The following is a 13,469-nucleotide window of genomic DNA, read 5'->3' on the forward strand; positions in this document are numbered from 1 at the left end:
TTATCCTTGATTATCGTTAAGGCTACAGGTTTCCTCGTCCAATTCGGTTTCAATGGTATAATGATCAAAATTATAGTCTTTCAAAATATTCCGAATCTTTTCTTTTATGGTGATTATCTGGCCGAGTTCCTTAATATTATTCAATTTAATATGGCTGGTAAAAACATGGTGCTCTCCTTCTAAAGACCATAGATGTGTATGATGTAGGGAACTAACATTTTCAATTTCCCTGATTTTTGATTTTATTTCATCAAGATCAATATCCTTGGGAACACCTTGTAAAAAAACAAACAGCGTATCTTTTAATCTTATTATGACGTTGTAAAGGATATACAATGTGATTAATAATGACAGTGCAGGGTCGAGATAATGAATATCTTTAAAGTACAATACAATGGCAACTATTAAAACGGCCACCCAGCCCAGAACATCTTCCAGTAAGTGCCAGGACACCACTTTTTCGTTCATAGATTTCCCACCACTCAATTTGTAGGCGGCATAACCATTAACGGCCACACCGACAATGGCAAAAATGATCATTCCCTGCGCATCAGAATGTTGAGGCTCTAAAATCCTGCCCACCGCTTCATAAATAACATACACAGAACCGGCGATAAGTACCACACTATTGATAAGTGCCCCCAAAAGCGAAAACCTACGATAGCCAAAAGAGAATTGTGCATTGGCACCTTGTTTGGATTTTTTGTCCAGATACCACGATGTTCCCAGGGAAAGGCTGTCTCCCAGATCGTGGACGGCATCAGAAATTATGGCGATACTGTTAACATACATACCGCCAATAAATTCCAGGATGGTAAATGCCAGATTGAGAAAAAATGCCAGTTTCAGGTTTTTACCAGATTGCTTATGTGAATGCTCGTGTGCCATCTACAACTGAATCCATTTCTTTGCCCGCTCTTTTTCTTCTATTTCGAAGAACTTTATATCGGCATTGGTAAAGGGTTTCATTAATTGTGTCATCCAATCCTGCCATTCGGAATCTCCAACCATGGCAATTTTTTCATAATCGCTGGCGTGTTTGGAATCCATTTTTAAATCTTCCCAGAAGCCTTTTGCACTCCATCCATCAAAATCGTTCATTTCAAAATACCACCTAAGTTTATTGTTCGTCTCAAGGATTTCGTGGATTTTCGCATGCAATAATTCTATTTCTTCTTCGGAAAGCTTACCATCTATGACCGTGGCCAAAAGCTTGTCTTGTTTTAAATCAATAAACTGTAACACTTAATCTTTTTTTTAAATTGATTATAAAATAATTAAAATCACGATGTAACCGCAGTGCATTTATTGGCCGCTACATTTCTCGCATATACCTTTCACCACCAAATTCGCATCTTCTGCGATATAGGCACTAGGCAGATTTATATTTGGTATTTTTTGCTCAGTCAAACATATTGTTTCATCACAATTACTACAGTGAAAATGCAAATGCAAATCATGATTAAGTTCACAATTACAGCCCGCCTCACATAAGGCGTATTTTGAAATATTGGTGCCGTCATCTATCTGATGTACAATCCCGTTTTCTTCAAAGGTTTTAATGGTACGATATAATGTGGTACGTTCCGCTTTTGAGAAAGCATTCTCAATATCAGATAAGGCGACTGCGATCTCCTTTTCAGCCATAAATTTATAGATGAGGATACGCATTGCCGTTGGGCGTACATTTCTGTCTTGTAATGTTTTTTCTATTTCGGTCATCATTTTTATAAATCTTTGTTGCGGCTACATGTAAATTAACTTGGCGGTGGACCTTTTGTAAATCTAATGACCATGCCCTCCTTCTCCTTTTTGCATTTCTGCCATAAGATAATAGGCATTGTTATAAGCAATTTCTGTATCCTTCGGAATGTTTCTTAACAGATCTACCTGGATCCAACCGGAATCTTCGGTGCCTGTCTTTACTTCAACCGGTTTAAAGCTCCAGTCTTTTCCTTCTGCTTCTACCGTAAAAATAAAATATTTGCCATTGTTGCGTACCACGGCATCTTCCGGTAAAGCAGTGATCTTGTTATCCTCCACCAGAATACGTCCTCTAACGTACATTCCCGGAATAAGGTTTTCGGGTTTGTTGTTGATCTCTGCATGGGCATGCAGGGCTTTAGGATCGTCTTCAAAAGTTTTACTTATCGATAAAATTCTGGCTGTCAATTCGGTTCCCGGAAGGGATTCCACGGTAAACTTAACCGTTTGTCCCTGTTGTACCCTGGAAACATCTTTTTCAAATACCATTAGATCTACGTGCACATGATGTGTGTTCACGATCTCAAAAAGACTGGTTTGAGCTTCTACAAACTGCCCAGTTTTTACATTTACCTTTTGAACCGCACCTTCTATAGGACTTACTAAAGGAACGTTTCTTTGTATGTTTCCATCTAAAATTGTGGAGGGATTAAGATTTAAGATTTCCACCTGTGATCTCAGACCTCTATATCTTCCCTGCGCACTTTTTAAAGCGGCTTCAGATCTTTGAAATAATTCTCCCGAACCAACACCGGCATTATACAATTTTTCCTGTCGGTTAAATTCCTTTTCCTTTAATTCAAAATCATTGTAAGCATTTAGAAAATCACTTTGTAGTTTGATAATATCAGGATGGGTTATATAGGCAAGCACTTGTCCTTTCTTTACATCTTCACCCTCTATTACCAGGATCCTGGTAATATTTGCACCAAAAACTGTGGTGACACGAGCTTCACTTTGTGGTGGAACTTCCAGCTCACCATTAACTTCTACGTAGCCGCTCATCACCCTTTTTGTAAGAGTGTCTTTTTTAATTCCCAGTGCATCAAACTGCGCCTGATTCAACATCACTTCCTGAACAGGAGCTTTTGAAATTGTATCGTTCTGTATAGAAGCCGTTTTAATGTCCTCAGCTTCTTTTTTATCCCCGCACGAGAAGAAAATCCAGAGCGGAAGTGTAAGTAATATTATCCTTTTTATTTTCATTTTGGTCTATTTATTATTTTGAAAGTATTCCAGTTCAGCAAGGGCCAGCCCGTAATTTTTCAGGGCTTCCAGGGCATTTAATTCAGTTTGTAAGGCGGTATCGAGATTTTGGATCAAAAGCACATAAGAAATAGCTCCTTCATTAAAGGCGAGAAGTGAAGCATTTATCTGCTCTTCAACCAGAGAAAGCCCTTTATCCCGATAATAGCTCCAGGATTCTTTCCATTTATTATAGTTCTGAACCGCTACAGAATAGGAGCTTTCCATCCTTTTTTTCTGGTACTCCATTTCTTTTTCAGCTATTTGTTTATCGAATTTTGAAGTTTTTACTGGAGCATATGCATCCCCTGAAAGAATGGGAATTGAAATTCCTGCCTGAAAACTTCTAAAACCTGAATTGTTATTAACCTCCTGAATTCCGTATTGCACATTAAGATCTGGTAAAAATTCAGCTATGGCCGTGGAACGTTCGGCTTCAGTAACCCGTATTTTTTGTTCGGAAACAGCCAAAACCGGATGATCACTCAGCTTATTTTTATCAACTACAAGCAATTCTTTTTCCTCAAAATTTGCTTTATTGGGAACAGTAAATTTTTCTAAATCTGCAAACCAGAGATTGAGGTGCTCGATTTCAGAATAATATTCCATTTGAGCCTGGTTCATTTGCAGGTTTACCTCTTTCACTTTATTGGTCGCGGTCAATCGCTCCAGATTTGAGATCGCTTCCACTTCATACCTTAGGTCTACGGCTTTCTGAAATTGCTGATAAACCGAATCTAGCCGTTGTAACAGCAAGTACTTACGTTTGGCAGTATAAGCATTGTTCCAGGCGATTTGCACCTGTCTCGTTACTTCCATTCTGGAAAGATCAAAGGCAGATTCAGCCAGGTGAACTTTTTCCTTCTGAAGTTTTGATTTTGGCGCGATCCCGAAAATATCGATTCCCTGTTGCTGAAATCCGACTTTGGTATAAATACCCACATCATCATTGAGTTCCTCGCCGCCGGTAAATATCTGGGTTTTCCCAAGGTCCCAGGCACTAATTTTATTGGCCTTTTGCCGTTCTATTTCCAGTCTTTTCTTCTGAAGCAGGGGATAGGCTTCCAGTGCTTTTTTTACAGCTTCCTGTTGATCTATCTCCGTACTTTCTGAGAATTCCTGGGCCATAGATTTATTCGGAATAAACAAACAGAAAATGATCACTGCTCCGGCAAGTACAGGTTTTTTAATTTTCACTTTTCCAGATTTTTCTTCTGTCCACTTATACAGAATTGGTAAAATTATCAGGGTTAAAATTGTGGCGGTGATCAAGCCTCCAATTACTACGGTCGCTAAGGGTCTTTGAACCTCTGCGCCTGCAGATCCTGATACTGCCATGGGTAGAAATCCCAGAACATCGGTAAGGGCCGTAAGCATAATGGGTCTTATTCTTCTTTTGGTTCCCAAACGTATCCTTTCTCCCAGATCATGAACCCCATCTGCTTTCAATTCGTTTAATCCACTTATTAGAACAAGTCCGTTTAAAACTGCGACTCCAAAAAGCACAATAAAGCCAACGCCGGCAGAAATACTAAAAGGCATTCCGCGTAGCCAGAGGGCGAATACACCGCCAATGGCCGCCAAAGGAATGGCCATGTAGATCATGGTGGTTTGTTTAAATGATTTTAAGGCGAAATAGATAAAAATGAATATAAGCAGAAGCGCGATGGGTACTACCAGTTGCAAACGTTTGCTGGCCCTTTCAAAATTCTCGAAAGCTCCACCATATCTAATATAATAACCCGGTGGCAATTGCAGTTCTGCATCCAGTTTTTCCTGAATGTCTTCCACTACAGATTTTACATCGCGATCGCGAATATTCACCCCTACATAAGTTCTTCTCTGGGTATTGTCCCGACTAATCTGCATGGGCCCGGGCAGGTAACTTATCTCTGCTACCTCTTTAAGTGGGATTTGACTTCCTGAAGGCAGGCTCACATACAAATTTCGAATATTACTGATGTCCTTCCGCTGGGTTTCGGTAAGTCTTACCACGAGATCAAATTTCTTTTCGCCGTCAAAGATCACCCCGGCTTTACCACCGGCAAAAGCGGACTGGATCAATGAATTCAGTTCGTTTACATTCAGGCCGTACTGGGCCAGTTTATTCCGGTTATAATCTACAGTGATCTGCGGAAGTCCCACCGTTGCTTCCACCTTCATATCGCCAACACCTTCAACCTGACTAATGAGATTTCCCATTTCGTTGGCCTTTTCAGCAAGGACATTAAGATCTTCTCCATAAAGTTTTACGGCGATATCTTCCCGCACGCCAGTAAGCAATTCATTAAATCGCATTTCCACCGGTTGCGTAAACTCATAGCTCACGCCGGGAATCGCGCCCAAAGTCTCTTTGATCTTAGCAATAAGTTCATCCTTTGTTTCCGCGGAAACCCATTCAGACTTTGGTTTCAGAATAATAAAACTGTCGCCAATATCCATGGGCATGGGATCTGTAGGTACATCTGAAACTCCAAAACGGGTGACCACCTGTTCAATTTCAGGATATTCATCCAGTAAAAGCGCTTCGATCTTAGTGGAGGTTTTTATGCCTTCCTTTAAAGAACTACCGGGTTTCTGAATAATGTGAAAGGCAATATCCCCTTCATCCAGCTGCGGAATAAATTCCCCGCCCATACGCGTGAACAAGACTATACTTACCAGTAATAAGCCTAAAGCTGAAGCAAGCAATATCTTTGCGTGGCCTAAAGACCATTTCAGAATAGGTTCATATTTATCCTGAAGCCAGTAAATGGCTTTATCTCCCCAGGATTTTTTAGCTTTTTTACTTTCTTTTAAAAACACCGCCGAAAGCATGGGAACATAGGTAAGACAAAGGATCATGGCCCCGATCATGGCGAAAATAAAGGTAAGCGCCATAGGTCGGAACATCTTACCTTCAACACCTTCCAGTGCCAGGATAGGTAGAAAAACAATCAAAATAATCAACTGACCAAAAAATGCCGAGTTCATCATTTTTTTGGAAGAGGAAGCCGCGATCTTATCCCGTTCTTTCTGGTCGATCTTCTTACTCGTCTTCATTTTCTGAGAAATAATAAAAACGGTACTCTCCACAATGATAACCGCTCCATCTACGATGATCCCAAAATCTATCGCACCCAGGCTCATGAGGTTGGCCCAGACATCGAAAATATTCATCATGATAAAAGCGAATAACAGGGATAACGGGATTGTGGAAGCGACAATTAATCCGCCACGCCAGTTTCCAAGCAGGATGATCAGGACAAAAATCACGATCAGTCCTCCTTCTATTAAATTCTGCGTGACCGTGGAGGTGGTTTCAGAAATAAGTTCGCTTCTATCCAGGAAAGGTTCAATAGAAACTCCATCTGGCAAGGATTTCTGAATTTGCGTGATCCTGTCTTTTACATTCTCAACAACTTCATTAGAATTAGCGCCCTTCAGCATCATCACCATCCCGCCAACGGTTTCTCCCTGTCCGTTTTTAGTTAAAGCTCCGTATCTCACGGCACTCCCAATTTTCACTTCCGCGATATTATCTATGGTGATAGGAATCCCTTCGGAATTCTTAATCACGATATTCTTAATATCAGAGATACTTCTTGCGAGACCTTCCCCGCGAATAAAATTCGCCTGGTGATTCTTTTCGATATAAGCGCCACCGGTATTTTGATTATTTTTTTCAAGGGCAGTAAAGACATCTGAAATCGTCAGGCCAATAGCCCTCAACTCTTCAGTATTTACGGCAACTTCAAACTGCTTGATCCTGCCTCCAACGCCGTTTACCTCAACCACTCCCGGCACCATGGCCATTTGTCGTTTTACGATCCAATCCTGAATGGTCCTTAATTCGGTTGGGGAATATTCATCTTTATATTCCTCTTCTACTTTCAGCGTATACTGAAATATTTCGCCAAGGCCTGTAGAAATGGGTCCCATAGATGGCTGCCCGAAACCTTCAGGAATTTCGTCCCGTACCTCGCTTAGTTTTTCACTTACCAGCTGGCGTGGAAGGTAAGTGCCCATATCATCTTTAAAAACAATGGTCACCACCGAAAGTCCGAAACGGGAAACCGATCTTATTTCATTTACCCCGGGAAGATTGCTCATGGCTATTTCTACCGGATAGGTGACAAATTGTTCAATATCCTGGGTGCCCAGGTTGGGGGCCTGCGTAATTACCTGCACCTGGTTATTAGTGATATCGGGTTGCGCATCTATGGGTACTTTAATCATGCTCCAGATTCCCGCGGCGATCAAAACACAGGTTAACAACCCAATAATAAACTTATTATTGATTGAAAAATCAATGATTCTGTTAATCATAAAATTTTTGATTTGAATTCAGTAAAATGTTTGATAAGGAGATATTTCCTTAAAAATGGACATAGCTGTCCTCTAAAACTGAATTAAATACGCGGAGGCTGAAAGTGCGTGTCTGGAATTTCTATCCCGGACTCTGCGTTTCTTTCAATAATTAAAGTCGAAACCTGGATATCAAGATCTTCAGATTCCACGGTTTCAATATTCAACACATGAATATGGCAACAGTGGCACTGGCAAAAAGGGGAACAGAGATCTGCCCCGGTTTGATGCTGATCTTCAAGATCTGTAATCTGCTCAAAAGCAACAGTATCCAGATTGGATTCATCTTCACAAGGCACGATAGTGAGCCCTATGAGATAAAACGAAAATATGATACTGAGTAATTTCACATTGCAAATATAGGAATTATGAAATGCAACAGGATTGCAAATTTGAGGATGTATCAATCTAAAACAAAAAAACCGACTCGTAAAAGTCGGCTTTTCTTCTTGCTCGTTAATTTTTCAAACTATTCCACATTGATAGTGATAGATTCTTTTTGAATATTTTCAGGCTTTACTGAGAGTTTTAACTTGCCTTTTTCAAAATCGGAGCCTACAATAATCATAGCTTTTCCGTAAAATAAATTCACTTTGTTATTCTGAAATGGTTCAAAGGATTGTGGATCTCCATTTCCTGCACCGGCTAAATGTCCAGCCCCCGAAACTTCAATTTTCAGTTCGTTATCGGCCAGAGGAGACGGGTTGCCATCTTTATCAAAAGCTTCCACCAGGATATAAGAAAGATCTTTTCCATCAGCTTTTATAGATGTTCTATCTGCAGTAAGGCTGATTTTTGATGTTTTTCCGGCTGTTTTAATGTTGTTTTCACCAATTTTCTTCCCGTCTTTATAAGCAACGGCTTTTACTTCGCCGGGTTCATAGGTTACATCCTTCCACATCAAACGAAAACGATCGGTAGAGGTTTCAGAATCTAATTTTTTACATTTTTTTCCGAAAGACTTTCCGTTTATAAAAAGTTCAGCACAATCGCCATTGGTATAAACAAAAACCGGTGTGGTTTCGCCTTCACGACCTTCCCAGTTCCAGTGGGGTAGAATATGAACAGTAGTTTCATCAGGCTTCCAGTAACTCTTATATAAATAATAACGGTCTTTGGGAATACCTACCAGATCCACAATTCCAAAATAGGAACTACGTGAAGCTTCCAAATCGGTCATACCCATTTCAGTGACTTCCTTATTGGTATAAGGTGTTGGTTCTCCTAAATAGTCAAAACCAGTCCAGACGAATTCTCCGGCGATATAAGGTTCCTGTTGTTGCCACATAAAATCGTCATCGGCAATTTCGGCCCAATCCGGAGCGTTCAGATCATAGGAACTTACCTGCAAAGATTTGGTGAAATCGGTTTTCTTTTCCGGTAACGGAAATTCATAAAAGCCCCTTGTGCTTAAGGTTGAAGCCGATTCACTAATCACCACAGCTTTATTCGGTTCGAGTTTTCTGGCAATTCTATAGCGCCTGCCGTAATTCCAGCTATGCACATCGTAAAGGTCAAAATGACGTAATTCGGCACTTTTTAGCTGATCATTCACCAGGGTAGTTGGCCTGGTGGGATCATATTTATTTACGTAATTCAACATGGTATGCAGTCTTTGAAAACCGTTATTCTGGTTCCATTGTACGTCACCAATTTCGTTACCTACGCTCCACATGAATACTGAAGGATGATTACGGTCACGCAACACGAAATTCTTGATATTTCTATGTGCGAAATCTTCAAAATTGGTGGTATCTACAATCCCTGCCTTGGCATCATATTTATCGAAGATCTCATTAAAGAACAGGATGCCCATTTTATCGCAAAGTTCCAGCAATTCCGGGGCAGCGACGTTATGACTGTTCCTGATGGCGTTTACACCCAGGGATTGCATAATTTCCAGTTGTCTTTCAGCAGCTCTTGGGTAAAAAGCCCCACCCAAAGGTCCGTGACCGTGATGCAGATTTACTCCTTTCAACTGAACCCGTTTCCCATTTAAATGAAAACCGTCATCTGCCGTGAATTTTATAGTTCGAATTCCGAAGGTGGTTTCCTTTTCATCGGTTTGTTTACCGCCTACAAATACTTTGGTAATGGTTTTATATAAATTCGGCTGATTGACGTCCCATAGTTGAGGCTTGGAAACTTTTGTATTTATTTCCAGAAAGCTTTCACCACCGGCTGCAATAAAACGCGTAACAGAATCTTTTGAAACTTCATTTCCTTCAGGATTAAGAATGCTCTGGTATATTTTTACCGAATCTGCTTTCTCAGTAGTATTGATGATCTTATTGCTTATTCTTATACTCGCGCTATCTTTTTTGATAACCGGTGTGGTGACATAGGTTCCCCATATATCCACATGTACGGGATTGGTTACCAGCATTTGTACTTTTCGGTACATTCCGGCTCCGGGATACCAGCGGCTGTCATGTTTGCGGGTATCTGCATGAACCGCAAGAAAGTTTTCTCCGTTGAAATTCAGGTGATCTGTGATATCAACATAAAATGAGTTATAACCATAATCCCATTTTCCGGCAAGCTTACCATTGATGTAAACTTCAGGAAACGCCATTACTCCGTCAAAAATGAGATAGACTCGCTTATCTTTAAATGAAGGGGCGATATCGAGTTTTTTACGATACCAGCCCTGTCCTTTCCACTGAAGTTTTCCTGTGCTCCCGTCTCCATCTTTTATGAAATTTTCAGAAATCGCCCAGTCATGGGGAATTCGCACATCCTGCCAGTTGGAATCATTAAAATTAGTTTCAGCAGCGGTTGGTATTTCGCCTTTGGCAAATTTCCAGTCTTTCTGAAGTTCAATAAGATTTCTTTGTGCCAGTACAGGTAAACAAAACGCTAAACAGAGGATTAGGATACTGGTTCTTAAAAAAGGAAATTTCATGGGTATTATATATTTTATAGTTAATGGCCTTAGACCTTGGGGTTTTTGTCATCCTGAGCGCAGTCGAAGGATTGACAAATAACATTTCGACTTTGGCCTTTATTGTGCAGTCGAAATCCTCTTAAACCTTCACCTTTGCTGCTTTAATTGTGTATCGAGATCCTGAAATAAATTCAGGGTGACGAATTTCGGTTTAGATTTGCCGTCATTCTAAACTTGTCGAGGCACATCCTTAAAAGCGCTTCGACATGCTACCATTGACGTATTATCAAAAATTGGTAATTATGACACTAAATATTTAATTGTAAATACTCTTAATTCCCGGCCTACCGAAAGTTTATCGTGAAATTTGAAGTGAAAGCAACGTGAAATTTTAGGTTGTTTGAGCTAAACAAATTCTGTTGTAAAATTGAATTCTTATAGCGAGTTCCTAAAATTTAGGTGCTAAACGATAAATTTGGATAAACTTTCGTGAGCCTAGATTTTTTTGGTTCGTTTTTTTATCAATGGAAAAAATGAACAAGCTTCTTAAACAATACGTCAATTCCCTATGCTAGATATTTTTTTTATCATAGGTCTCAGGGATACATCCTAATTATAATTTGTCAGGACTATTTTAATAATTATTTTAAAGTTATTGGGTTCTCCCGTAAAACTGCATTCCCAGTGTGGCTTGGTTTTCATGATCAAACAGCACCGCGTTATCCCAATGGGAACCCTGTCCCCAAAGCGTATTACAGCCTGTTGAAACCCATGCCGGCTCCCAGTAAATTAGACCTTCCCCGCCAGCCGACTCGATAGTTTCCTGCAATTTGTTCAGGTAATCCAACTGCCCCTGTTGAGTGGCGGGATAACCTGCAATCAAAGCATCATTATTCAGAATATTATTGGCAGGATCAATATTTTCCATCGTAAAAGGATACGCAGTTTCTACCACCATTAATTTTTTGCCATAAGTATCTATCAGTGTTTTAAATGCGGAAGAAACATCATCGAGTTTATAATCAGACCAGATTGGATAATACGAAAGACCAATCCAGTCAAAATCTGTAACTCCATTTTCAGTAGCATCTTTAAACCACCAAAGACCGTTTTCAGGCTGGGCAATATGTAGCATCACTTCAACATCTTCTCCAGTTTCTTCGGAAATATCTCGTACCGCTTTAATGCCTTTATTCAATAATGAAGAATTTCGTTCCCAGTCTATGGGCCATTGAAGTTCCCCTTTTTGAAGGATCATCCCGTTGGTTTCATTTCCTACCTGCACAATATCCGGAAGCAAACCAGCAGTATCAAGATCTTTTAAGGTTTTGTAGGTGTAATTATAAAGCGAATCACCAAGGATTTCGGTATTATTGATCTGAGCTTCCCAGGCTGCCGGAATTTCCTGTTTTGCAGGATCTGCCCAGGTATCGGAATAATGAAAATCCAGCAACACTTTCATACCTTCAGCTTTGGCACGGCTTATAGATTTCTTTACATCTTCATAATTGGAATATTCGGTCCAGTCCGGCGAATGCCATAAGCGGATCCTTATCAGATTGGCTCCCGCTTCTTCAAAAATTTTATAAGGATCCTTACTTGTACCTTCCGAGTTTTTATAGGCAGCGCCACAATCTTCCATTTCATTTACATAAGAGAGATCGGCACCGTAATAAAACCCAATTTCTTCAGAAGGGATTTCTTCCGGAGTTTCTTCATCGGGATTCTGATTTACCGGAGTATCATCTGTAGTTTCCAGAATATCTTTATCATTTTGAGAAGAACAGGAGGTGACAAGAAAAAAAATTATTAAAAAATTTAGAAATTTCATTTTATTCTTTTTTAAATACTATTGGTCCTCGGTTAAGCTTTAAACCTCACAGGTTTTCAAAACCTGTGAGGTTCTGTGCTAATTTTTAAACTCTTGCTTCAGCTTTTCAGAAGGAAAAGTCTTCACTGATTCTCTGGCTTCTTCAGAAGTGAGATAGATAACACTCCCGTGTCTGGGGGAAATCCATGCTCACTTTTCTATTTCTCTTTTAAAAATTTTAAAAATCTTTACTCTATAGTGATCGTTTTTTCAACATCGTTGATGGTGAATGTATAAGTTCCTGGTTCGCCCACAAATGTGAAGTTACTATCCGCGTCTTCGGCATTGGCCAGATCAGGATCTATAGTGTAGCCCATTTCTTCATAAGTCGGGTAATTAATTCCGCTATTCCAGTCATCTTTTGTGGTAAAAACCCTGAATGCACCGGTACCGCTGAAATTAAATGTAGCCTGTCTAATTCCCGCTCCGGTTACGGCAACCTCAACCGGGTTGTCCCAGCTCCATCCTGCAGGCACGCCATCACCAACCAGGTAATATGATTTTGCAGCTTCGGCAGTAATCGTTTTGTCATTCATATTCACTACTACGATATAAACTCCCGGCGTACCTACGAATGAAAAATTACTGTCACCATCTTCGGCGTTTTCAAAAATCGGATCTATGGTATAACCTTCTTCAGAAAAATAGGTATAGTTTAATCCCGATTCCCAGTCACCTTCAGTTTCGAAAAATCTGAAATTATCGTTGGTAAGGGAAAGCATTGCCGTATAAACCTTGTCCTCACAATTAAATACAATTGGGGAAGCCCAGTTCCATCCTGCATCTACAGCTGCAGCACCAACCACATAAATGGGGTCACAACCAGCTCCTGTAGCTACTTTTTCAATCCATTTAATGGATAGCGGCTGAATATCTGAATACATTTCTACGGTATTGGCCGCACCGGTTCCCGTATAGGCATGAATTCGGAAAAATACTTCTCCTAAATTATTTGGGGTGCCATCCTCATTGGTTGTTTCGGGATCAGCATCCAATCCCATTTCTTCAGCAAACTCTAATAATTGATCTACAGTAACTACCTGGTTGGTTTCTGAAGTTGTCCCTATAATTTCTGAAGTTGAAAATTCAGGATCCAGCGATGCTTCAAGATCGTAAGTTACATTTACAGGAGCATCAAAATTTACCGGGTTCCATAAAAATCGTTCGGCAATATTCGAAGCGGTTTCTTCTGAAAGTAAATACTGGGCCTGGAACGAATTTTCGAAGGAAACTCCTTCCGGGTCAGGTTGTGCAGTAAAAATAAGGTTTTCCTCTTCCTCACAGGAGATAAAAGCGAAAACCGACATAAAACTGAATAGTATAAAAAGTGCTTTTTTCATTTCAATAATTTTTTAA

At 40.1% G+C, this 13,469-nt stretch carries 9 protein-coding genes; all 9 read right to left on the reverse strand.

Translation table 11 applies throughout. The features are described from left to right. A complete protein-coding gene (locus GFO_RS00115) occupies positions 1-888 on the reverse strand; it encodes a cation diffusion facilitator family transporter (protein WP_011707954.1) in 888 nt (295 codons plus the stop codon). Beyond that, on the reverse strand, positions 889-1,245 hold the full coding sequence (locus tag GFO_RS00120) for a SpoIIAA family protein (protein WP_011707955.1): 357 nt from the start codon (positions 1,243-1,245) through the stop codon (positions 889-891). Between the two features lie 60 nt (positions 1,246-1,305). Beyond that, the gene (locus GFO_RS00125) at positions 1,306-1,722 is read right to left on the reverse strand and encodes a Fur family transcriptional regulator (protein ID WP_041249951.1); all 417 of its coding nucleotides are present in this window, start codon (positions 1,720-1,722) and stop codon (positions 1,306-1,308) included. A 63-nt stretch (positions 1,723-1,785) separates the two neighbouring features. Further along, entirely contained in the window at positions 1,786-2,970 is a 1,185-nt protein-coding gene (locus GFO_RS00130) for an efflux RND transporter periplasmic adaptor subunit (RefSeq protein ID WP_011707957.1), read from the reverse strand. Between the two features lie 6 nt (positions 2,971-2,976). Continuing rightward, positions 2,977-7,317, reverse strand: a complete 4,341-nt coding sequence (locus GFO_RS00135; protein ID WP_011707958.1) for a CusA/CzcA family heavy metal efflux RND transporter — start codon at positions 7,315-7,317, stop codon at positions 2,977-2,979. 83 nt (positions 7,318-7,400) lie between these two features. Then, the gene (locus GFO_RS00140; protein WP_041249952.1) at positions 7,401-7,706 is read right to left on the reverse strand and encodes a DUF6660 family protein; all 306 of its coding nucleotides are present in this window, start codon (positions 7,704-7,706) and stop codon (positions 7,401-7,403) included. 119 nt (positions 7,707-7,825) lie between these two features. Then, positions 7,826-10,261 carry a glycoside hydrolase family 2 TIM barrel-domain containing protein gene (locus tag GFO_RS00145; RefSeq protein ID WP_011707960.1) on the reverse strand — a complete coding sequence of 812 codons (2,436 nt, stop codon included), beginning with the start codon at positions 10,259-10,261 and terminating at the stop codon, positions 7,826-7,828. Positions 10,262-10,895: 634 nt separating this feature from the next. Then, a complete protein-coding gene (locus tag GFO_RS00150) occupies positions 10,896-12,074 on the reverse strand; it encodes a glycoside hydrolase family 53 protein (protein WP_011707961.1) in 1,179 nt (392 codons plus the stop codon). A 227-nt stretch (positions 12,075-12,301) separates the two neighbouring features. Next, positions 12,302-13,453 carry a SusE domain-containing protein gene (locus tag GFO_RS17180; RefSeq protein WP_011707962.1) on the reverse strand — a complete coding sequence of 384 codons (1,152 nt, stop codon included), beginning with the start codon at positions 13,451-13,453 and terminating at the stop codon, positions 12,302-12,304. Positions 13,454-13,469: the final 16 nt, after the last annotated feature.

Source organism: Christiangramia forsetii KT0803, from assembly GCF_000060345.1.
Classification (GTDB): Bacteria; Bacteroidota; Bacteroidia; order Flavobacteriales; family Flavobacteriaceae; genus Christiangramia; species Christiangramia forsetii.